Consider the following 21,429-nt stretch of genomic DNA (forward strand, 5'->3'; position numbering starts at 1 on the left):
ACGGCCGCTCGCGCCGAGTAGATTCGGCTCTGTGGGCGCCGGTGACCGTCATCGGGTGCTCACCGGGGAGCGAATCGCCGGAACCAACCGACCTGCGCGAGGCTCCTAGAACCGCACAACCTGGCACGTGCGCGTCTCGTCGAGGCTCGGTGGACGCGCACGCATGATCACTGACGGGCCGTCGCGGGCCACTGCGACGGTCGTGCTGAACTGATACGGAGCACGCGATGAGCGACGATATTTCCCCCGACCTGGGCGCGCACGACACCGGCGACGACTCGATCAGCGTCGCTTACGGCGACTCGACCCTCGACGCCGGCTCCGCCGGCTTCGACGCGGACGACCACGGGTTGACCGACACCGCCGAGCCGGGCGACGGCTATGAGGCGCAGAGCGACACCGACGCGCCGCTGGACGACGTCCAGCCGATGGACAAGTTCCCCGAGCCGGGCGCCGACGCCGAGCCCGGCGGCGGCAGCGAAGCCGGCTCCGGCGCGGAGAGCACCTCGGACACGGACCCCTCGGATTCCGCCGGCGACGCCTCGGAGCCTGGCGGCGACGCGGCCGGGTCCGGCGACGCGGCTGGGCCCGGGGACGAGGGGCTGCACAGCGCGATGGGCCCGGAGGACTCGGGCACCGAGCAGAGCGCCGGCGACGAGTCGCCGTCCGAGGGCGCGAGCACGGATCTCACGGTCAGCATCGACGGCGAGGACATCGTGGTCGGTGCGCCGACGCTCGACATCACCGGCGACGGCGTCGCCGACACCGTCGTCGTCGAGAGCGAGGGCAACGTCGAGTACTACGTCGACACCGACCAGGACGGTGTCGCGGACCAGATCATCGTGCTCGACGAGACCGACGGCACCCTGGTCAGCCACGAGGTCTACGACCCGGCGACCGGCGAGTGGACCAACGTCACCGACGAGAGCACCGGCACGCCTGACTAGCCGCGTCGGGTTCAGTAGCCGGCGTACTCGTTGGTGATCGGGCTCGTCGCGGCGGGCTCGAGGAGCTCGGCCATGTCGGTACGGCCGACGCGTGCGCCGGCCCAGCGCGGGTAGGGGTGCTCGTCGGTGTCGAACACGCTGGTGTACCGACGTACGGACTCCATCGCCGCCGGCAGGTCCCAGTGCGGCTGGATGCTGCTGACGGAGTGCCAGGCCTCGTCCTGGTTCGGGACGACCACCGACGGCGCTGCCTGCAGCCGCAGCGCGTCGCCGGTGAGCTCGGCGAGCAGCTCGCGCTCGTCGGGATGGCGCAGATTCGGGTCGGCGAGCCCGGCGCGGGAGTACTGCGAGGGATGCTGCGCCGTGATCAGCTGGCCGCCAGCCCGCCGGAAGTCGTATCCGCGTCGGGACGGGCGCTTCGTGATCGTGATGCCGGCGGCGTGCACGACGACGTGGTGGTGCTGGCACAGCAGCAGCATGTTGCACACGTCCGTCGGGCCGCCCAGGCTCCACCGCACGATGTGATGCGCGTGCAGGCGGGTCGCTCGGGTGCAGCCGGGGAATCGGCAATGCCGGTCGCGCGCCTTCAGAGCCCGTTTCTGGGCCTTGGTCGCGAGGCGACGCTCGCGGCCGAGGACCAGCACCTCGCCGTCGGCGCCGGTGACTACCGGCTGCACGACACCGGTGCACGCGATCCGCGCCGCGGTGGTCGCCGCCAGCCGGCCGACCGGCTCCGCCCACGTCGAACCGCCGAATCGATCGGCGTCCGCCGCAGCAACGGCGTCGGTCGCATCGGCGTCGCGCGTTCCCGCGGGAACGTCGTCGTCCGGCGCGGCAGCGTCGCGGAGGTCACGCTCGTCGATGTGGACGACGACCACATCGCGGTCCTCGCCGGACACGTCGGCCGGGCCGGAGTCGATGAATCCGCGGGCCACGTCCACCAGGGCGTCGGCCAGCGTGAAGGCCGGCACGGGCGCCTCCGCATCGGGCGTTCCCGCGGGAACGTCCTCCTCGAGAACCGACTGCTCCTCACCGGCCTGGCGCGCCGCCGCCGACCGGTATCGCACGGTGGCGATCTCGAGGGCGTTCAGCACGATGGCGGCCTCTTCCGGCGGCAACCAGGCGCTGATCTGGATGGTCCCGTCGGGTAGCTCGCGATGCGTGACCCGACGCGCCTCCTCGGCGACCAGCCGCTGGCTGCGCCCGGCGCGGAACCCACGCACCGCCCGTTCCAGCTGTGCCGCGGTCATGTTCCGGGCGACCTCCACGAGCGTCGCCTCGTCGATCAGACCGGCGAGCCGGGTGCACTCGCGCGCCTTGCTGAACGACAGCAGGCCGCGCCCGAACGCCTCGGCAACCAGCGGCATCACTCGCAGCGCGCGGGCGATCCGCACGTGCTCGCGCGCGGCGCCGGGGCTCATCGAGCACGAGAACGCGAGCCACTTGGACGTCGACTCGATGTTGTAGTGGTCGGCGCCGCGACGGGCGTCGAACACGCCGACCATCTCGATCCAGGCGGCCGTCGTGACCGCGACCTTCGCCGCGCCGGTGATGATCCGCGCGGCCAGCACCTCCGCCTCGTGCTCGGCAAGATGGTTCGTCATGACCCCGGCCGCCTCGGCGCGGGCCGCGAACGCCGCCGTCTCCGCCTCGGTCGGTACCTCCTGGCCGAGCTCGTTGATGTTGATCCCCACGACAACCGCCCCCGGTTCCCAGATCGACTGCTCCCCACCGACGCTACGCACGGCCACCGACAGAATCCTTGCGGCGTTCATGCCCTGGTGCAGGCCCGATTCCGGTGCGACACTGACCGCACGGAGATCCATGCGGGAAGGCGGCCGTCATGCCGAGCGACTTCACGATCGTCCAGGCCGTCCGGCAGCGTTTCGGTGACGCCGATCCCGATTTCAGCCTCGCTCAAGAGGTGGAGGCGCCGTTCGTCGGCGCCGCGAAGGACTTCCCGTTCGTGTGCCCTGGCGTGGACTCGCGCGAGATGGCCCTGCTGCAGTTCGAGTCGCTCGGTGTGCAGGCAGGCTCGTTCCAGCCGTTCGTCGTACCGCAGCCGCCACCCAGGAACATTCTCCGCATCAACGGCGTGGACATCCCCGGCGGGATCACCCCTGCGGCCGCGGAGCGCATGGGCGGCCAAGTCCAGCATTTCTGGAAGAGCCACACCCTTCTGGTGCCCGCCGACGTCCTTCGTGAGCAGAACGTTCTGCACATCGCCGCGGTCAAATACAGCCTGACCACAAATCAGGCCAACCTCGACAACTTCATCATCGACAACGTCGTCGTGCACTTCAAGCTCCGCGCGGGCGGCACCAGCCGTCCTCCGGTCGCGCACGGCTGAACCGGTCGGCCGATTGGCATGCGCGCCGCCTGGGCGAGTGCGTAGCGTGAGCCTCGGCTGCGGTGGCGCCGTGCCGCCGATGGCCGGGACTGACCGAGGAGAGATCGATGACGAAGTTCGGGGTGTTCGTTCCACAGGGGTGGCGGCAGGACCTGGTCGACGTGCCGGACCCCGCCGAGGCCTTCGACGCGATGGTGCGCGTCGCCAAGGAGGCCGACGCGGGGACCTGGGACTCGATCTGGGTCTACGACCACTTCCACACGGTGCCCGAGCCGACCGAGAACGTGGTGTTCGAGTGCTGGACGTCGACCGCCGCGCTGGCCCGCGAGACGTCCCGGGTGAACGTCGGGCAGATGGTCGGCTGCAACGGCTACCGCCAGCCGTCGCTGTACGCCAAGACCGCCTCCACCGTCGATGCCATGTCGCACGGCCGGCTGTACGCCGGGATCGGCGCCGGCTGGTACGAGCACGAGTGGAAGGCATACGGCTACGAGTGGACCGACATCCCGCCGCGGATGCGCGCCTTCCGGGAGGCGGTCGAGATCATCCACGCGATGTGGACCGAGGACGCGCCGACCTACGAGGGCAAGCACTACCACATCGACAAGCCGATCAACCTGCCGAAGAGTGCCGCGCCGGGCCGCAAGGTCCCGCTGTGGATCGGTGGCGGGGGAGAGAAGGTCACCCTCAAGCTCGTGGCGCAGTACGCCGACGCGTGCAACATCGGCGCCGGCAAGCCCGACCTCATCCGCCAGAAGCTCGGCGTGCTAAAGGGGCACTGCGACAAGCTCGGCCGCGACCTCGGCGACATCACCGTGTCGACGAACATCATGGCTTTCCCCACTGCCGACGGCGACGGGTTCGAGGCCGCCTCGGCCAAGGCGCGTGGCAGCCGGTGGAGCGCCGACGAGTGGCGCGAGACGATGGCGCTCGGCGCCGATGCGATCAAGCAGCGCACCGAGGCGGCCGTCGAGGCAGGCGCCGACTACATCATCTACTACGTGCCCGGCCTGGCGTACGACGACGAGATCCTGCCCGCCATGCAGGACATCATCTCCGGCTACTGAGGGCTTCGGCTCAGCCCATCGTCCGGCGCCGTCGATCCCTGATGGATGATGTCGGCGGGACCGGTACCGCGCCTATCGCCACGCGGCAGGATAAATGTATCCGCGAACGCGGACGTTATTGGGCCTGCAATGCCTACAGGTACTGCAGTGCCTGGGGATCGCGCGCGTGCTGTAAAAGCTGAAGCGCGGCCGTCACCACCTCGCGCTGCCGGAGCCGGTCTGCGACCGGGCCGATCGTGCGACCGATCAAGTGCGGGGTGACCAGCACGCGCGGCACGCGTAGGCGCCCGGCGATGTGGGCGAACGCGCGCACGTACACCGACACGGTAGCGATTCCCGCTGCCTCCAGAGCCCTCGCGACGAGTCCGACCGACTCGTGGCACACCGGTCAAGTAGCGACCAGCAGGCAGGCGTCGACCTCTTCAGCGACCAGTTGCTCGGCCCACTGGGGCGCAACCCGGTGCTGCAGGCGACGTTGGGACGTGGCACCTGTGAACGCGTAGTGGTTGTCGGCGAGCAGGATCTGCCCCGCGTCCTGGAGCTCGCGCAGGACGGCCAGGGGAAAGACCGTGCCGGGATCGCGCTGCGCGGTCCGGGCGTCGTAACCGGGATGACGGGCCGTCAACTCGGTGTCCGGAGTGTCCTTGGGAAGGCGAGACAGCGTGGGCGTGCCGCGCAGGAAATCGTTGATCATGCTCAACGATTCCTGTTGGGTGGGGCCGTGAGGGCCCATCGGGTCATCCCCGACGCGGAAGACGCCGCCAGCGGAGATCAGTGCGAGTCGCATCCCGGCCAGGTCACCGGTGACCGGAGTGAACGGTGCGTCGGTCACCGTCGGTGTGTCGTCACCGGCGTACGCGGTGACTTGCGCCTGGTACACCGCGTCCCGGACCGGTTCGAGGTCGCCGGTGTCGAAGGCCTCACCCAGCGCGGCGAGTACGCCGGCTACGGCGTCGGCAGCAGCTGCATCGCTCAGCTTGGCAAGAAACTTGAACTGCATGTCGGCGTGCTCGCCGTAGAAGAACGACCGGCGGAACTCCTCGAACGACAACGCGGGTTGAGAGTCCTCATGGCCGTGCGGGTCGGCATCTGTGTTCATGGTTGCTCCTTGGTCGGTGTCGTGAGATCACCGACTGGTTGGTCGATCGAGTCTCGATGTGATCGGGGTCGTTAGCCGGCCACCGCGCGTAGCCCGTGGGGATCGAGTACAGATATCCGGCCTCGGCCCAGGGCGATCAGGCCGCTGCTCGCGAGGTCGCCGAGCACTTTCGTGGTGGTCTCTCGGGATGTCCCGGCGAGCGCGGCGAGCTGTTCGTGCGTGATCCGCACGTGGCCGCCGCGTAGCCGGCTTCCTCCTTCGGCCAGAGTCGCCACTGTCCCGGCCACTCGCTGCGGCACCGACTTGAACACCACGTCGCTGAGCCGCTGCTCGAGCTCGCTGAGCCGGCGGCCCATGGTCTCGGCGATGCGCGCGGCGATCCGAGGATCACCGAGCAGAAACCGGCGGACGTCGGCGCAGCTCATCACACACACGACGACCTCCTCCATCGCCTCGGCGAATGAGCCGTGCATGTGCTGGCCTACGGTCACCATCTCACCGAAGATGGTCCCCGGCTCGAGGATCGCCGTGGTGAGCGCGCGGCCGTCCTCGGACACCCGGAAGATCCGGACCCGGCCCTTTTTCAGGATGAACAGGACCTCCACGGGGTCGTGGGCAGAAAAGATGAGCTCGCCGGCGGGGTAGGTCCGCACAGGTGCGGCCTGCGCCATCGACTGCATCTCCTGCTCATCCAGGTCGCAGAAGATATCAACCTCCGACATGCACCAAACCCGCTCCGGGTCATTCACTGCCTCGTGCATCTGCATGTCGTCCTCTCGTCGGCCAGGACCCCAGGGTCGGGTCTGACCGGCGATCATCTCAAGTCTCTCGCCGCTGATACACCCGCCTGATGCGTGCCTGACCAATATCATGCCGCTGTTCACATCGCCACGCCGGCTCGCACATAACCGGGCGCTGCGTGGCTTGCCGCAGGGATGACCTCGGCTTCGGCACGGTGCCGGTTCTCGGCCGCGAAGATCACGGAGCGCAGGTCCATGTCGACGACCACCACATCAGCGTTGTATGCGTCATCAGTGGCCGCCGCGCGGGACGGGCGGACCTCGACCCCGTTCCAGAAGGCGACACGCCCTTTGATCTTTCGGGCGATAAACGACGGTTTGGGATAAGTCCAGGCGGCATCCAGGTTCACTGCTTCGCCTACCGCGACCGTGTAGTAGCTGGCCTTCCCCTTCCATGGGCAGATGCTGGTAGTGGAACTGGGCCGTAGGTGTTCACGACGCAATGACTGCTCGGGAAAGTAGTGGTTGCCTTCGACAACGACGGTGTCGTCGCTATCGGCGATCACGGTGTCCTGGAACACGGCCTGCATCCTCATGGTGTTTCCCTCACTAACGCGGTGCCTGGCGGCAGCCATACTCGACCAGCGACGATCGCACTGACGGCGCGGCCGGAAGATCGGGGACGGGAATACGTGGCATAGCAGTGATCCTCTCGATGAAACGGCCTGTGCGACTCGACGCTAGACCGACCACAGTCACCGCACCGTGGGCGTGCTCACATAACGGCGCGAGTGGAGGACAAGAGCAGTTGCACTGGCAGCACTGCGTCACCCATGGCGCAGCTGAATCGGTGATGTCGCAGGTGAGTGCCCTGGACGTCTGCGACACCCTCGACATCGCCGGCCGCCCGAGGACCACCCCGACGCCATCCGGGGAATTCACGTCACCGGCTGATTGTCGTTTCAACCTCCCGGCTGGTGACTGGGGCCCGCGCGTCGTTCGCTTTCGGTCTTGATCAGCTCGAGGGAGGCCTCGACCGCCGTGGTCCAGCTGCGGGCGACCACGTCGCCCCATAGCTCGCCGAGGCGGCCGAGGTCGGTGCCGAGCTCGCCGGTGTAGGTCAGCCGTGTCCCACGGCCGCACGACTCGAGATCGAAGGTCTCGGTGACCACAGGGACGGGACCTCGCACGAGGCGGAACCTGACGCTGGCGGGTGGGTCGAAGCGGACCGTTTCCACGGTCACCGCAGTCAGCCGATTGCCGACCGCCGTGTAATGTGCCGCGAGCACCATCCGTTCGGAGCGCTCGAGGATGTGGACCTTTTCGGCCATCGCACGCGGCCGTCGCTCGGCGTACGGCGCCACCGTCATTGCATACACGACGTCCCGGGGAGCGGCGATGTCCACGGTGATCGGTCCCAGCGGGCGGGTGCGCCGTCCAATGTCGAGGTGCAGGCTCAGCCGACCGGTTATCACCCCGACGTACGCCGCGGCGCCGCCGGGGCCAGCGGCGACCGCCGCGAGTAGCGTCGTCACGCGCATGGCTTCTCCGCGACGATGAGCGCGTATCCCAGCGCGCCGTTCTCGACGGCGTGCTGCGTCGCCGACAGGATCGGGCGTATCCGGTCGAAGTCCAGGCCGAGTGCCGCCGCGCGGTCCCGTTGCATCATCCGCAGCAGTTCGATGCGGGCGGCGATCTGCAGCACCATCCGGTCCAAGGCCTCGCGGTGCGGTTCGACCAGCCTCACCCGTAGTCCGTGAGCGGTCAGCAGTGCCTCGTACTCCTCCGCGGGGCGGGCGTCGGCCACGCACCCGATCCAGGCGCCGAGACCCGTCAGCTCGGCCGGGAGGCGGTCCCGGTCCGCGGTGACGTCGCTGATCCCCACCCGGCCGCCCGGCCGCAGCACCCGGGCCATCTCGGCGACGGCGATCGGCTTGTCGGGAAAGGTGCACAGAGCGCACTCACACACGATGACGTCCCAGCCCGCATCGCCGAGCGGCAGCGCCTCGGCGTCACCATGCTGGAACCGGGCCCGCTCATCGATCCCCGCGGCCTCGACGGCCGCGGTGGCGCGCGCGACGTTCGAGGCCGACAAATCGATGCCGTCGACGATCGCGTTGTACTCCTGGACGGCGAGCAGGGCAGTGGTGCCGACGCCGCTGGCGACGTCAGCCAGCCGTTCGCCGGGTTGAAGGTCGACCGCGTCGAGCAGTCTGCGGGTGAGCTGGGTGCCGCCGGGGTGGTAGGAGGTTCCGAGCAGCATGCTGACGAGGTCGGAGGAGTAGCCGGTGGCGCAGCAGGCTTTGATCCGAGCTGCACCCAGGCCGTTGGTGAGATCTGCGCCGTTCATCGCCGTACCTGCTTGCTGCCGTAGCGGGTCTCGACGAGCAGCGGTTGCAGCTGGCTGGCGTTCGGCACGACGTCGGCGACCTCGACGCCGCTCATCTGGGCGCGGACCTGCTCGCGATAGCCCACGGAGTTGTAGGCGCAGAACGGGATCAGGCGACCGTCGGGGGTGATCTCCTCCACGCAGCACTTCATCAGCTGGCGAACATTGAGGGTGTAGGGGTCGAGGAAGTCCTGGACCACGATCATGAAGGTGTTCTCGGTGATCGTGCTGAGCGCTTCCGGGAGGTTGACCCCGCAGGCGTCGGCGCAGTCGAGCGCCTCGGCGACCCGCATGAGCCTGTCATCGTTCGTGCCGGTACCGATGAACGCCGAGGCGCTCCACAGCTTCTCCAGGGCCTCACGAATCTCGTAGTCGGGTACCACCCGGTTGGCGACGTAGTCGAGGTAGTCCTCGACCTGCAGCAGCCGGGGGATCGGGACGAGCCCGAAGTCGGGGTCGGCCGGAGTCCCTTGAGTGAGCAGATAGGTGACCGAGCGGCAGGTTGGGGCGCAGCAGGGGACGGGGAAGAAGTCCTCGACAGTGAGCCACTCGGGGACCTGCGTGCCGATCGCGTGCAGCACGTCGGAGTTGGTCAGGCGGGTGAGCGGGTCGAACTCGACGTGCCGGCCGGAGTGGGTCACCGGCTGGAATACGACTGAGCGCGCCGCGGGATGCGCGAGCCCGTGGCGGATGACCGCGCCGATCTCGTGCTCGTTGATGCCCTTCTCGATGGCGGCCACCAGCGTGACCGTGAGCCCCGCCTCGGCGCAGTTGTCCAGCGCCCGCTGCTTGATCTCGCGGAGGTCTCGGCCCCGGATGGCCAGCTGGGTCTTCTTCTCGAGCCCGTCGAACTGCAGGTAGACGTTCACCGGGCGGCCGGGGCGGTTGCGGCGGCCGAGTTCGGCGACGAACCTCTTGTCCGAGGCGAGCCGCAGGCCGTTGGTGTTGAGATTGACCGCGTTGATTGGCCGACCCTGGGCCAGGTCGATCATGGCGAGGATGTCCTTGTGGAGGGTCGGCTCTCCCCCGGAGAACATCACCACCTCGGGTTCGCCCTCGGCCGCCACGAAGGCGTCGAGCATGGTGGCGCACTGCTCGAGCGTGATCTGGTAGCCGTCGGGTCCCTTGTCCCGTACCGACCCCGAGTCAGCGAAGCAGATCGGGCAGTCGAGGTTGCAGCCGGTATTGACCTCGATGATGCCCAGGCACGCGTGCTGCTTGTGCTCGGGACAGAGCCCGCAGTCAGCTGGGCAGCCGTCCTTGACATCGGTCTGAGTCTGCAGCGGTCGGGTGCCGGGCTTGTTGAAACGCTGCGCGGCGACGTACATGTCGGCATCGCCGTACACGCGCGCCTCGAACTCGCCGTGCTCGGGGCACCGCTTGCGGAGGAACACCTGGTCGTCCCGCGCGTTGACCTCGGCGTTGACGGTCTGCTTGCACAGCGGGCAGATGGAGCGGGTCAGCTCGAGGAACACCTCATCACGATCGCGGGTCGTCATGGTCGTGACCGTACGCGGAACCGGGATGCCGGCTCAGTGTTCCCTCTTACACAAGCGTCCCGCACCTCGGTCGCGTCGAGGCCGCACATCAGCGTCGGGCGAGTGCGAGCGCGTAGTCCTTGGCGGGATCGGTCCACCAGCCCTCGAGTCGCAGCCCGGCGGAGGCGAGTTCCTGGGCAATCCGCTCGTGGCGGAACTTCGCTGAGATCTCGGTGCGCATCTCCTCCCCTTGGGCGAAACGGATGGTCAGCGACAGCGTCGGGATCGTCACCACCATCGGTGCCAGAGCCCGCAACCGCATCTAGACCCACTCGGTCACGGGGTCCCAGAGGGCCACGTGCTCGAAACGCCTCGGGTCGAAGTCGGCGCCCAGGTCACGGTTCAGCACGTGCAGCACGTTGCGGTTGAATTCCGCGGTGACGCCGGTCGCGTCGTCGTACGCCGCGACCAGGCGCCGGGGGTCCTTGACCAGGTCGAGGCCGAGAAGCAGCGTCTCTCCCACCCGAAGTCCCGCGGTCAGCTGGGCGAGCAGCTCGGCGCGCGCAGCGGGAACGTAGTTGCCGATCGTGCTGCCGAGCAGCGCGATCAGTCTGCGGCCGTGGACAGGCAGTTGATCCAGATGGTGGTCGAAGTCGGCCACCACACCGTGTATTGGCAGTGCCGGGTAGGACCGACGCAGCTGCGGAACGGCAGCCCCCAGCGCTCCGGCGCTAACGTCGACGGGCACGTAGGCCGCGAGACCGGCGGCGGCAGCCATGGCGTCGAGGAGCAGTCGGGTCTTCTCGCTCGAGCCCGATCCAAGCTCGACGAGAACCTCCGCACCTGCAGTTCGCGCGATCTCATCTGCGACGGAGGTCAGCAAGGCCCGCTCGGTACGTGTCGGGTAGTACTCCGGTAGCCGGGTGATCTCCTCGAAGAGCACACTGCCGGCGTCGTCGTAGAAGTACTTGGGCGGCAGCCACTTCGGCGACGCCGTCAGCCCCGTACGGGCGTCGCGCTCGAGCGCTCCCCGCAGGTCGCCGGGCCTGAGCAGCACGTTGAGGTCGGTCACTGCCGGCGGAGTGGTAGCCGTGCAAATTCGTAAGTCTCCCGAGGGGTCAGTGTGAAGCGGCCGCGGGCCCGTGCCGCGGCCGATCATCGAGGCCCTGCGCTGCCGTCGTCGGCAAGCCGTAGGCCGGTGACCGGCCACCGCGCGCCCGGCGGGAAGAAGTTGCGGTAGGACGTCCGCGAGTGGCCCGGCGGCGTCAGCACGGAGCCGCCCCGTAGCACCATCTGGTTCGACATGAACTTGCCGTTGTACTCCCCGATCGCTCCGGCGGCCGGGTGGAAGCGGGGATAGGGCAGATAAGCAGACGACGTCCACTCCCAGCAGTCTCCGGACAGCTGTCGCAACGCACCGGTCGCCGGGCCCGCGGCCCGCGGATGCCACGACTCGGCGGCCGCGGGACTCGCCGCCGGATTCCGGGTCGGGGCCGGCTCCTCCAGTGCGGCGGCGTGCTCCCACTCCGCCTCGGTCGGCAGCCTCTTGCCGGCCCACGCAGCGTAGGCGTCGGCCTCGTAGTGGCTCAAGTGGCAGACCGGCAGGTTCGGCGCGACCGGGAATGTGCCGTGCAGCGTGTGCTCGAGCCACACCCCGTCGACCGTGGACCAATAGAACGGCGCCGTCCAGCCCTCGCTCTGGATGCGGGCCCAGCCGTCGGAGAGCCAGAGCTCCGGTCGCCGGTAGCCGCCGTCGGCCATGAACTCCAGCCACTCGCCGTTGGTTATCAGCCGGTCGGCAAGCCGGTAGGGCTGCAGGTATTGCTGATGCCTGGGCATCTCGTTGTCGAAGCAGAATCCGTGGCCGATGTCGTGGCCGATCTCAGTCAGGCCTCCGTCGTACTCCTTCCATCCGAGCGCACCACCGTCGGCCGAGCCGGCGGGAGAACCGGCGTAGACCGGTCGCAGTGGATTGAGCGAGAGGACGTGCTTGATGTCCATGAGCAGCAGCTCCTGATGTTGCTGCTCGTGGTGGAAGCCGAGCTCGACGGTGCTCGCGATCTTGGCGAGGGTGCCGTCGTCCACACCGCCGAGAACGTCTCGCATGCGTTCATCGACGTTGCGCCGATAGATCCCCACGTCGTGGACACCCGGGCGGCTGATGACGCCGCGCATCGGACGCGCGAAGCGGGGGCCGACGGACTCGTAGTAGCTGTTGAACAGGAACCAGTAGGTGTCCTGGAAGGGCGTGAACCCGCTCTCGACGTCCGCCAGGACGAAGGTCTCGAAGAACCAGGTCACGTGCGCGCGGTGCCACTTGGTCGGGGACACGTCCGGCATCGACTGCACCGTCTGGTCCTCCGGCGACAGTGGCGCGGCGAGCCGCTCGGTGTGGGCCCGCACCTCGTCATAGCGGCTCAGCAAGGCGGCGGGATCGGACAGAGGTGCGGCTGGCATGCTCACCGCACGATCGTCGCACCGGATCGCACGGGAACAAAGTGTGCGGGGTTACATAGTGGGCCACCGATTTGCGGATGCTGGTGTCTGTGAAACAGACGAGCCGGGCGGTCCCTCGCGGTCTGCCAGTCCTGCGGATCGGCCTCACAGCCGGTCTAGCCGGGATGTTGTGCTGTGTCGGACCGACCGTGCTCGCCTTGCTGGGCGTCATCAGCGCGGGCACCGCGTTCGTATGGGCCAACGACCTGTATGACGACTACGCGTGGCTGTTCCGGCTCGCGGGTCTCGCATCGCGTGAGCCGCAGGCTGCCGGCAGGTGCCAGCGCCATGATCATTAATGGCCGGTGAGGATGTGGCAGACATCGGAATCGCTGCAGTCGCCCGGGTTGAGCCGCGTGCTGCGATTCAGGAGGCGCTCCAGCTCGGATGCCAGCGTGTCGAGCTCGCGCCGGCGGACGCGGACATCGGCCAGTTTCGCCGAGAGCAGGCTCGTCACGTGCGTGCAGGGCACGTCTCCCTCCTCCCGTAGCTCGACGATGCTCCTAATCTCGCCCAGGGTCAGGCCCGCCGCCTGCGCCGCTCGGATGAAGGTGAGGCGGTTCAGCGCGGCATCGCCGTAGTGGCGGTACCCGTTGGCCCCACGTGCGGGTACCGGCAGTAGGCCTTCACGCTCGTAGAACCGGATGGTCTGCGCGGCCAGTTCCGCGGCGTCGGCCAGCTGTCCGATCAGCATGCTGCCAGCCTAGCCCTTGACCTTGTAGTGCGGCTCAAGGTCTAGGGTCGCGCCCATGGACATCACACTCCTGTACTTCGACAGCTGCCCGAGCTGGAAGACCGTCGCCCAGCGGCTCGCCACGATCACCGCCGAACGAGCCGACATCGCGGTGACCCACCACCTCGTGGAGTCCATCGAGGACGCGGAGCGCCTGGAGTTCCACGGGTCGCCCAGCATCCTGGTGAACGGCGAGGACGTGTTCGCCGACGCCGATGCCCCAGTGGGCCTCTCGTGCCGCGTCTACCAGACACCGGCCGGACCGGCCGGTGCGCCCACCATCGAGCAGCTGCAGGCCGTCCTCCCGCCCGCGTGAAGGCACCCAGAAACGGAGCACTGGCATGACCAAGACCTACGACGTTCTCGTCGTCGGTGCCGGCATGGCCGGCGTCGCCGCAGCCCACAAGTGCGCCGGCCAGGGCGGGCAGGTCGCGATCGTCGACGCCCGGCCGTACGGCGGCACCTGCGCGCTACGTGGCTGCGATCCCAAGAAGATCCTTCGACGCGGCGCCGAGATCATCGACAGCGCGCGGCTGATGCGAGGCAAGGGAATCGACGACCCGTCCCTGAGCATCAACTGGCACGACCTGATGAGGCATAAGGCCGGCTTCACCGACCCGGTGCCGCACAGCCTCGAACGCGATCTCGCGAGGCACGGCGTCGACACCCTCCACGGCCAGGCACGATTCCTCGACAAGGGCCGCGTCGACATCGCCGGAGTCTCCGTGGAGGCAGGCCGGTACCTGATTGCTGCAGGCGCCCATCCACGCCCGTTGGACTTCCCGGGCAGCGAGCACCTGACCGACAGCACCGACTTCCTGAACCTCGAGAGGTTGCCTGCCAGGGTCCTGTTCGTCGGTGGCGGCTTCGTCTCCTTCGAGTTCGCCCACATCGCCGCCCGCGCCGGCAGCAGCCCCACCGTCATCGACCGAGGACGGCGACCACTGAAAGGCTTCGACCCGGACCTGGTGGATCTGCTCATCGAGCGGAGCCGACAGGTAGGGATCGCCGTCCGGCCCTCCACGAGCATCACGGCCGTCGAGGAGACGGACTCCGGATTCCGAGTCGACCTCGATGTCTCTGGAGTCCCTGAGACGATCGAGTGCGATCTCGTCGTCCACGGGGCAGGACGCGAAGCCGACCTCGCCGGCCTCGACCTGGACGCCGCAGGTGTCGATTGGGGGCCGCGCGGCGTGAAGGTCGCGGGCCACCTGCAGAGCACCACCAATCCTGCCGTGTACGCCGCGGGCGATTCGGCCGACACCCCCGGACTGCCGCTGACGCCCGTCGCCGTATTCGAGGGCAAGCTCGCCGCGTCCAACATGATGAACGGAACGGCTCGGGTGCCCGACTACGCAGGCGTGCCAACCGCGGTGTTCACCATTCCGGAGCTCGCCAGGGTCGGCATGCTCGAGCAGGAAGCACGCGAGAGAGGCCTCGACATCGACGTCCGCTACCACGACACCAGCGGCTGGTACTCGAACTACCGCATCGGAGAGACCACGGCGGCCGCCAAGATCCTCGTCGACCGCGGCACCGACCGGGTCGTCGGGGCACATCTCCTGGGCCCGGAGTACGCCGAGCTCATCAATATCCTCGGCCTGGCCATGAAGGCCCGACTCACCACCCGACAGCTCAAATCGATGACCGCTGCCTACCCGACCGTGGGGTCAGACCTGGGCTCCATGCTGTGAGTGCTCCTAGTCCACCTTCTCGTCCGGTACGTTGTCGACCTCGGCGCCGATGGTGGTGTCGTCGCCGTGGCCGGTGTGCACGACCGTGTCCGCCGGCAGCGTCAGCAGCCGGGAGCGGATCGACTCGACGATCGTCGGGTAGTCGCTGAACGACCGGCCGGTCGCGCCCGGGCCCCCGTTGAACAGCGTGTCGCCGGTGAACACCACGCCGAGGTCGGGGGCGTACAGGCACACGGCGCCCGGCGCGTGCCCCGGCGTGTGCATGACCTGCAGGTCGGTGCCGGCGATGGACAGCGTCTCGCCGTCCTCCAGGTCGCTGTCCGGCGTCGCGTCCGGGTGGGTCAGCGACCACAGCTCCCGGTCGGCCGGGTGCAGGAGGATCGGCGCCCCGCTGAGCTCGCGCAGCCGCGGCGCCTGCGCCACGTGGTCGTCGTGCGCGTGGGTGCACACGATCGCGACGACCTTGCGCTCGCCGACCTGCCGCATGATCGCCTCGGCGTCGTGCGGCGCGTCGATGACGACGACCGACTCGTCGTCCCCGACGATCCAGACGTTGTTGTCGACCTCCCACGTGCCGCCGTCCAGGCTGAAGGTGCCGGAGGTGACCAGGTGCTCCACGCGCGCCGTCATGACAGCTCCACCACCGAGCGCAGGACGGCGCCGTCGTGCATCTTCGCGAACGCCGCCTCGACGTCCTCGAGCCCGATGCGCTCGGTCACGAACTTCTCCAGCGGGAAGCGGCCCTGCTTGTACAGGTCCACCAGCATCGGGAAGTCGCGCGACGGAAGGCAGTCGCCGTACCAGCTCGACTTCAGCGCGCCGCCGCGCCCGAACAGGTCGATCAACGGGATCTCCCACTTCATCTCGGGGGTCGGTACGCCGACCAGCACCGCGGTCCCGGCCAGGTCGCGCCCGTAGAACGCCTGCGAGAACGTCTCCGGGCGTCCGACGGCGTCGATGACGACGTCCGGGCCGAATCCGCCGGTGAGCTCCTGCATCGCCTCGACCGCATCGCGTTGCCGGGAGTTGACGGTGTGCGTGGCGCCGAATTCCGTGGCCCACTCGAGCTTCTTGTCGTCGACGTCGACGGCGATGACCTTCGAGGCGTTGTTCAGCCGCGCGCCGGCGATCGCGGCGTTGCCGACGCCGCCGCAGCCGATCACGGCGACGGACTGGCCGGGGCGCACCTTGGCGGTGTTCACCGCCGCCCCGAGCCCGGCCATCACCCCACAGCCCAGCAGCCCGACGACGGCCGGGTCGGCCTCGTCGACCTTGGTGCACTGGCCCGCGGCGACGAGGGTCTTCTCGGCGAACGCGCCGATGCCCAGCGCCGGCGACAGCTCGGTGCCGTCCTCGAGGGTCATCTTCTGGGCGGCGTTGTGGGTGTTGAAGCAGTACTGCGGCTCCCCGCGCAGGCAGGCGCGGCACTGCCCGCACACCGCGCGCCAGTTCAGGATCACGAAGTCGCCGGGTTGCACGTCGTCCACGCCGGCGCCGACGCTCTCCACGACGCCGGCCGCCTCATGGCCGAGCAGGAACGGGAAGTCGTCGTTGATGCCGCCCTCGCGGTAGTGCAGGTCGGTGTGGCAGACGCCGCACGCGGCCACCCGTACCACCGCCTCACCCGGCCCGGGGTCGGGCACCACGACGTTCTCGATGGTGACGGGCTCGCCCTTGGCGCGGGCGACGACGCCCTTGACGGTCTGCGGCATGCTCATACCTCTCGTAGGTCGGATCGGGTTGCCTCGATCGTATGGGGGTCCGCCGGAGAGGGGACCGTCCGTGCGCGGGAGGGGTTGTGACCCAGGCTACTCGTGGCGATACTGGCCCCAGGTGCACGGCGGGAACCGACCTGCCGTCGAGTCCTGGAGGCGCAGCAGATGGCCGGACGTATCGCCGAGATCCTCGAGCAGGCGGTCGCCGACGGCGCGGTCCCCAATGCGGTCGCGATCGTCGGCGATCGCGACGGGGTGCGCTACGAAGCGGCCGCCGGAACGCTCTCGCCCACCGACGACGGTTCGGTCGACGGCGACACGGTGTATCGAATCATGTCGATGACCAAGATCATCACGACCACGGCGGCGCTGCAGCTCGTCGAGCAGGGGCACCTCGACCTCGACGCCCCCGTCGAGACGTACCTGCCGGAGTTCGCCGACCGCAAGGTGCTCAGCGGGTTCGACGGCGACGAGCCGCAGTACCGGGACCCGGCGTCCGCGGCCACCGTCCGGCAGCTCGTCACGCACACCGCCGGGCACGGCTACATGTTCTTCAACGAGGACATCCACCGCTGGGAGGAGGTCACCGGGTACCCGGGGATCCTCAGCGGCGAGCGCCGCATGCTCGACGCGCCGCTGCTGTTCGACCCCGGCGAGCGCTTCGAGTACGGCATCAACACCGATGTCCTCGGCGCCGTCGTCGCCGCGGTGGCCGGTCGTCCGCTCGACGTCCTCGTCACCGAGGGCATCCTCGACCCGCTCGGCATGCGGGACACGACCTATCGGCTCACCGACGCGCAGAGGTCGCGGCTCACGCCGGTTCAGGTGAGCACGCCGGACGGTTGGGTCGACTCCGGCGTCGAGTACGCCCAGGACCCCGAGCTCGTTCCGGGTGGCCACGGGCTGTACAGCACTCCCCGGGACTACCTGCGCTTCGAGCGGGCGCTGCTGCGCGGTGGTGAGCTCGACGGCCGGCGCATCCTGCAGGAGGCGACCGTCCGGCAGATGTTCAGCAACCAGATCGGCGCGCTGGACTTCCCGGCGGAGATCCGCAGCGCCGACCACGCGTACACCGAGGACTTCCTCGCCGGTCCGGGCTGGAAGTGGGGTCTCGGCCTGCTGCTGAACCCCCAGGACCTGCCGGGGATGCGCCGGGCCGGCTCGGGGTCGTGGGCGGGTTTGTGCAACACGCACTTCTGGATCGATCCGCAGGCCGGCGTCGTCGCGGGCATCTACTCGCAGACCCTGCCGTTCGTGAGCCCGGGCGCCCTGCAGATGTATCAGGCGTTCGAGCAGGCGGTGTACGCCGAGGTGTCTTAGGTCGCGTTGAGGGGTCCGGTGCTGTTCGTTAGCATGTCGAAGGGATTTAATCGAGCAACGAGGAGCGCGACCATGGACAACGAGGACTTCGACGAGGTCTTGAAGGCGGTACGCACGTTCATGCGCGAGGTCGTCGTGCCCGCCGAGGAGCAGATCGAGGCCGACGACAAGGTCCCCGACAGCATCCGCGACCAGGCCAAGGAGATGGGCCTGTTCGGGTTCGCCATCCCCGAGGAGTACGGCGGCCTCGGGCTGGACATGATGCAGGAGGTGCTGCTGAACATCGAGCTCGGGTGGGGCACGCCGTCCTTCCGGTCCATGTTCGGCACCAACAACGGCATCGCCGGCCAGGTGCTGGTCAAGGCCGGCACCGAGGAGCAGAAGAAGCAGTGGCTCCCGCGGCTCGCCTCGGGCGAGGTCACCGCGTCGTTCGCGCTCACCGAGCCGGAGGCCGGCTCCGACCCGTCCTCGCTGCGCACCAAGGCGGTCCGCGAGGGCGACGAATACGTCATCAACGGCGGCAAGTGCTTCATCACCAACGCCGCGATGGCGCAGGTGCTCATGGTGTTCGCGCGGGTGGGTGACACCCCCGGCGGCAAGGGCATCGCGGTGTTCCTGGTGGAGACCGACCGTCCCGGCGTGACCATCGCGCCGCACGACAAGAAGATGGGCCAGCGCGGCGCGTGGACCTCCGACATCAACTTCGACAATGTGCGCATCCCCGCCGACCACCTCATCGGCGGTGACGAGTCGGTCGGCTTCCCGACCGCCATGCGCTCGCTGCAGCAGGGCCGGCTGACCCTCGCCGCGTTCATGACCGGCGTCTCGCGGCGCATCGTGCACGAGATGACCAAGTACGCCGCGGAGCGCCAGCAGGGCGGCCAGTCGATCGCCAACTACCAGCTCGTGCAGGGCCTGATCGCCGACGCGCAGACCGACCTGTACGCCAGCGAGTCGGTCGTGCTCAACGGCGCCCGCGACTGGGACAGCGAGAACGACCGCCGGATGGCGCCGTCGGTCGCCAAGTACTTCGCCTCCGAGGCCGTCGGTCGGATCGCCGACCGCGCGGTGCAGGTGCACGGCGGCTACGGCTACATGCACGGCTACGCGGTCGAGCGGCTGTACCGCGACGTCCGGCTGTTCCGGATCTACGAGGGCACCTCGCAGATCCAGCAGATCGTCATCGCCAAGCAGGCGCTGGCGCCGTACCGCCAGGGCTGAGCCGGCCGAGGACCGGTGCACCGCCTCGCCGATAGGGTGGGGCGGTGCCGACAGTCTTCTCGCAGATCATCCGCGGTGAGCGTCCGGGTCGCCTGGTCTGGCGCGACCCTGTCTGTGCCGCGTTCCTGGACGCCTACCCGCTGACCGACGGGCACACCCTCGTCGTGCCGGTCACCGAGGTCGACCGGTGGACCGACGCCCCCGACGATCTGATGGCGCACTTGTGGCAGGTCGTGGGTGCCGTCGGCAGAGCGCAGCAGGTCGCCTTCCCGTCGCGGCGGATCGGCCTGATGGTCATGGGCTACGAGATCCCGCACCTGCACATCCACAGCTTCCCGACCAACCGGTTCGCCGACTTCGACCTGGCGCACAAGGATCGCCGTCCCGACCCGCGTCGCCTCGACGCGAACGCGAGCGCGCTGCGACAGGCGCTCCGCGAGGCGGGGTACGCCGCGCAGGTCGACGCGGCGCAGGCGTAACGGACGCCGCTACGCGGGGTACTCGGCGCGGATGGCCGCGGTGTCGGCGCCCAGCGCCGGCGCGCCGGCGGTCGGCGCGGGGGTGAACGACGAATAGCGAGCCGGGGTCCGGACGGTGTGCGTGACCACGCCGTCCCGCTCGACCTCGAGGGCGAGCTGCTCGGCCGCAAACTGCGGGCTCGCGACCACGGCGGGGTAGTCGCGGACCTCGCCGTAGACGATCCCCGCCGCCCGGAAGCGCTCGACCCACTCGGCCGTCGTGCGAGTGCGCAGGATCTGCTGCACGCGCTCCAGCAGGAACGCCCGGTCACCGCTGCGCCCGGCCTGGTCGGCGTGCTTGGGGTTGTCGATCAGCTCGGGGTCTCCGAGCGCGCGCGTCAGCGCGCTCCAGTGCTTCGGAGTGTTCGCCGAGAACAGGATCAGCCCGTCGCTCGTGGCGTAGGTGCCGGACGGCGTGGTGAACACCGGATGCGCGCCGGCCCGGGTGAGCGGCACGTCGACGGTCAGGTACTCCGTGTAGTTGTGCGTCTGCAGCGCGATCGCGGTGGCCAGCAGCGAGCACTCGATCCGGTCGCCGCACCCGTGCCGCTCGCGGTTGAGCAGTGCGGCGCAGATCGCCTGCGCGGCGGTGATGCCGGTGCTGGCGTCGACGATCTGGGTGCCGACCCGCTGGGGGAGCCCGTCGGGCTCGCCGGTGATCACCATGAGGCCCGACTCGCCCTGGATGGCGGTGTCGAAGCCGGGGCGCCCGGCGTCCGGTCCGTGCTGGCCGAACCCGCTGATCGAGACGTACACGATGTCGTCGTTGACCGCGCGGATCTCGTCGTAGGTGATGCCGAGCTTGGCGGCCACCCCCGGCCGGAACGCCTCGATCACGACGTCCGCCTCGGCGGCGATCCGCAGGAACAGCGCATGGTCGTCGGGGTCGGTCAGGTCGATCGCCAGCGAGCGCTTGCCGCGGTTGAACGCGGCGGTCATCGAGTTGAACCGCACCGTCGGGTCGGCGCTGAAGTAGGCGCGGCTGCCGTCGCCGGACGGCGGCTCCACCTTGATGACGTCGGCGCCGAGGTCGGCGCAGATCGTGCCGGCCAGCGGGCCGGCGATCATCATGGTCAGGTCCAGGACGAGCATGCCGTCCAGCGGGCGCGGTGCAGTCATGCACCGATCCTAGCGGGAAGTGTTAGCAATGCTAACGATCACCGGGGGAGCTACAGGTAGATGCCCCGGGCGGCCAGCCACGGGATCGGGTTGACGCGGGTGCCGTACATGCCCTGGGTGACCTCGAAGTGCAGGTGGACGCCGGTGGACTGGCCGCGCTTGCCCATGCCGCCGATCTGCTGGCCGGCGTACACCCGCTGGCCGACGCTGACGTAGATGTCCTCGACGTGGCCGTAGACCGTGACCCACCCGTCGTCGTGCCGGATGTAGATCGCCTGGCCGAAGCCGTTGGCGAACCCGGCCCGCATGACGGTGCCCGTGCCGGCCGCGTAGATCGGCGTGTGCATGACGTTCGCGATGTCGATGCCGTAGTGGAAGGTCCCCCAGCGCGCACAGAAGCAGCTCGTCAGCGCGCCGCCCGCGGGGCGCGCCCACGAGCCGTTGCTCTGGGCGCTGCTGGTCGCGGCGGGTGCGGCGGCCGCCGCCGGCGCCGGAGCGGAGTAGGACTGCTGCTGCGAGGCCTGCTGCGCGGCTGCGGCCTGC

Annotated in this window: 22 protein-coding genes and 1 pseudogene; 8 read left to right on the plus strand and 15 right to left on the minus strand. The window is 69.1% G+C overall.

The window, feature by feature from the left end; all coding sequences use genetic code 11:
- Window positions 1-227: 227 nt before the first annotated feature.
- A complete protein-coding gene (locus tag F8A92_RS13610) occupies window positions 228-947 on the plus strand; it encodes a DUF6802 family protein (protein WP_153505712.1) in 720 nt (239 codons plus the stop codon).
- An 11-nt stretch (window positions 948-958) separates the two neighbouring features.
- Here the strand turns inward: F8A92_RS13610 and F8A92_RS13615 are convergent, their stop codons facing one another.
- The gene (locus F8A92_RS13615) at window positions 959-2,698 is read right to left on the minus strand and encodes an HNH endonuclease signature motif containing protein (protein WP_194291490.1); all 1,740 of its coding nucleotides are present in this window, start codon (window positions 2,696-2,698) and stop codon (window positions 959-961) included.
- A gap of 92 nt (window positions 2,699-2,790) precedes the next feature.
- Between F8A92_RS13615 and F8A92_RS13620 the strand changes: the two genes are divergently transcribed.
- Both F8A92_RS13620 and F8A92_RS13625 read left to right on the plus strand, forming a co-directional pair.
- Window positions 2,791-3,297, plus strand: coding sequence for a hypothetical protein (locus tag F8A92_RS13620; protein WP_153505714.1), 507 nt, complete (start codon window positions 2,791-2,793; stop codon window positions 3,295-3,297).
- Window positions 3,298-3,404: 107 nt separating this feature from the next.
- Window positions 3,405-4,364, plus strand: a complete 960-nt coding sequence (locus tag F8A92_RS13625) for an LLM class F420-dependent oxidoreductase (protein WP_153505715.1) — start codon at window positions 3,405-3,407, stop codon at window positions 4,362-4,364.
- Between the two features lie 133 nt (window positions 4,365-4,497).
- Here F8A92_RS13625 and F8A92_RS13630 read toward each other — a convergent pair whose 3' ends face one another.
- From F8A92_RS13630 to F8A92_RS13675, 10 genes and pseudogenes are all read right to left on the minus strand, one after another.
- On the minus strand, window positions 4,498-4,689 hold the full coding sequence (locus F8A92_RS13630) for a hypothetical protein (RefSeq protein ID WP_153505716.1): 192 nt from the start codon (window positions 4,687-4,689) through the stop codon (window positions 4,498-4,500).
- Between the two features lie 63 nt (window positions 4,690-4,752).
- On the minus strand, window positions 4,753-5,463 hold the full coding sequence (locus F8A92_RS13635; protein ID WP_153505717.1) for a glycine/sarcosine/betaine reductase selenoprotein B family protein: 711 nt from the start codon (window positions 5,461-5,463) through the stop codon (window positions 4,753-4,755).
- Between the two features lie 71 nt (window positions 5,464-5,534).
- Window positions 5,535-6,347: a Crp/Fnr family transcriptional regulator gene (locus F8A92_RS13640; RefSeq protein ID WP_228389452.1), complete on the minus strand. Its 813-nt coding sequence runs from the start codon at window positions 6,345-6,347 to the stop codon at window positions 5,535-5,537.
- Window positions 6,344-6,784, minus strand: coding sequence for a DUF427 domain-containing protein (locus F8A92_RS13645; protein WP_267130047.1), 441 nt, complete (start codon window positions 6,782-6,784; stop codon window positions 6,344-6,346). The genes F8A92_RS13640 and F8A92_RS13645 overlap by 4 nt, the downstream gene beginning before the upstream one ends.
- Window positions 6,785-7,165: 381 nt before the next feature.
- Window positions 7,166-7,609, minus strand: a complete 444-nt coding sequence (locus F8A92_RS13650) for an SRPBCC family protein (RefSeq protein ID WP_228389453.1) — start codon at window positions 7,607-7,609, stop codon at window positions 7,166-7,168.
- Window positions 7,610-7,734: 125 nt separating this feature from the next.
- Window positions 7,735-8,553, minus strand: coding sequence for a class I SAM-dependent methyltransferase (locus F8A92_RS13655; protein WP_153505719.1), 819 nt, complete (start codon window positions 8,551-8,553; stop codon window positions 7,735-7,737).
- Complete coding sequence (locus F8A92_RS13660; RefSeq protein ID WP_153505720.1) at window positions 8,550-10,091, minus strand: radical SAM protein; 1,542 nt, start codon at window positions 10,089-10,091, stop codon at window positions 8,550-8,552. Before F8A92_RS13660 ends, F8A92_RS13655 begins: the two co-directional genes overlap by 4 nt.
- Before the next feature lie 88 nt (window positions 10,092-10,179).
- A pseudogene (egtD, locus tag F8A92_RS13665) lies at window positions 10,180-11,229 on the minus strand (L-histidine N(alpha)-methyltransferase).
- The gene (gene egtB / locus F8A92_RS13670; RefSeq protein ID WP_153505734.1) at window positions 11,226-12,527 is read right to left on the minus strand and encodes an ergothioneine biosynthesis protein EgtB; all 1,302 of its coding nucleotides are present in this window, start codon (window positions 12,525-12,527) and stop codon (window positions 11,226-11,228) included. The pseudogene egtD and the gene egtB overlap by 4 nt, the downstream one beginning before the upstream one ends.
- Before the next feature lie 334 nt (window positions 12,528-12,861).
- The gene (locus tag F8A92_RS13675) at window positions 12,862-13,260 is read right to left on the minus strand and encodes a heavy metal-responsive transcriptional regulator (protein WP_153505721.1); all 399 of its coding nucleotides are present in this window, start codon (window positions 13,258-13,260) and stop codon (window positions 12,862-12,864) included.
- A 55-nt stretch (window positions 13,261-13,315) separates the two neighbouring features.
- On the opposite strand from F8A92_RS13675, the gene F8A92_RS13680 reads away from it, so the two are divergent.
- Together F8A92_RS13680 and F8A92_RS13685 are read left to right on the plus strand one after the other, a co-directional pair.
- A complete protein-coding gene (locus tag F8A92_RS13680) occupies window positions 13,316-13,615 on the plus strand; it encodes a thioredoxin family protein (RefSeq protein ID WP_153505722.1) in 300 nt (99 codons plus the stop codon).
- A gap of 25 nt (window positions 13,616-13,640) precedes the next feature.
- Complete coding sequence (locus F8A92_RS13685) at window positions 13,641-14,993, plus strand: dihydrolipoyl dehydrogenase family protein (RefSeq protein ID WP_153505723.1); 1,353 nt, start codon at window positions 13,641-13,643, stop codon at window positions 14,991-14,993.
- Window positions 14,994-14,999: 6 nt separating this feature from the next.
- Here the strand turns inward: F8A92_RS13685 and F8A92_RS13690 are convergent, their stop codons facing one another.
- Together F8A92_RS13690 and F8A92_RS13695 are read right to left on the minus strand one after the other, a co-directional pair.
- Window positions 15,000-15,623: an MBL fold metallo-hydrolase gene (locus F8A92_RS13690; RefSeq protein WP_153505724.1), complete on the minus strand. Its 624-nt coding sequence runs from the start codon at window positions 15,621-15,623 to the stop codon at window positions 15,000-15,002.
- Window positions 15,620-16,711, minus strand: a complete 1,092-nt coding sequence (locus F8A92_RS13695) for an S-(hydroxymethyl)mycothiol dehydrogenase (protein WP_228389454.1) — start codon at window positions 16,709-16,711, stop codon at window positions 15,620-15,622. The genes F8A92_RS13690 and F8A92_RS13695 overlap by 4 nt, the downstream gene beginning before the upstream one ends.
- A 162-nt stretch (window positions 16,712-16,873) precedes the next feature.
- Here F8A92_RS13695 and F8A92_RS13700 point away from each other — a divergent pair, with 162 nt between their 5' ends.
- The 3 genes from F8A92_RS13700 (at window position 16,874) to F8A92_RS13710 (ending at window position 19,728) form a co-directional block, all read left to right on the plus strand.
- Window positions 16,874-18,028: a serine hydrolase domain-containing protein gene (locus tag F8A92_RS13700; protein ID WP_153505725.1), complete on the plus strand. Its 1,155-nt coding sequence runs from the start codon at window positions 16,874-16,876 to the stop codon at window positions 18,026-18,028.
- A 72-nt stretch (window positions 18,029-18,100) separates the two neighbouring features.
- Entirely contained in the window at window positions 18,101-19,249 is a 1,149-nt protein-coding gene (locus F8A92_RS13705) for an acyl-CoA dehydrogenase family protein (protein WP_153505726.1), read from the plus strand.
- Between the two features lie 44 nt (window positions 19,250-19,293).
- On the plus strand, window positions 19,294-19,728 hold the full coding sequence (locus F8A92_RS13710) for an HIT family protein (protein ID WP_153505727.1): 435 nt from the start codon (window positions 19,294-19,296) through the stop codon (window positions 19,726-19,728).
- 9 nt (window positions 19,729-19,737) lie between these two features.
- On the opposite strand, the gene F8A92_RS13715 is transcribed toward F8A92_RS13710, so the two are convergent.
- Complete coding sequence (locus F8A92_RS13715; RefSeq protein WP_153505728.1) at window positions 19,738-20,886, minus strand: CaiB/BaiF CoA transferase family protein; 1,149 nt, start codon at window positions 20,884-20,886, stop codon at window positions 19,738-19,740.
- Window positions 20,887-20,936: 50 nt separating this feature from the next.
- Window positions 20,937-21,429 (minus strand): M23 family metallopeptidase (locus F8A92_RS13720; protein ID WP_153505729.1); only part of this gene is annotated, 493 nt, incomplete at its 5' end.

It is taken from the genome of Cumulibacter manganitolerans, from assembly GCF_009602465.1.
Taxonomy (GTDB): Bacteria; Actinomycetota; Actinomycetes; order Mycobacteriales; family Antricoccaceae; genus Cumulibacter; species Cumulibacter manganitolerans.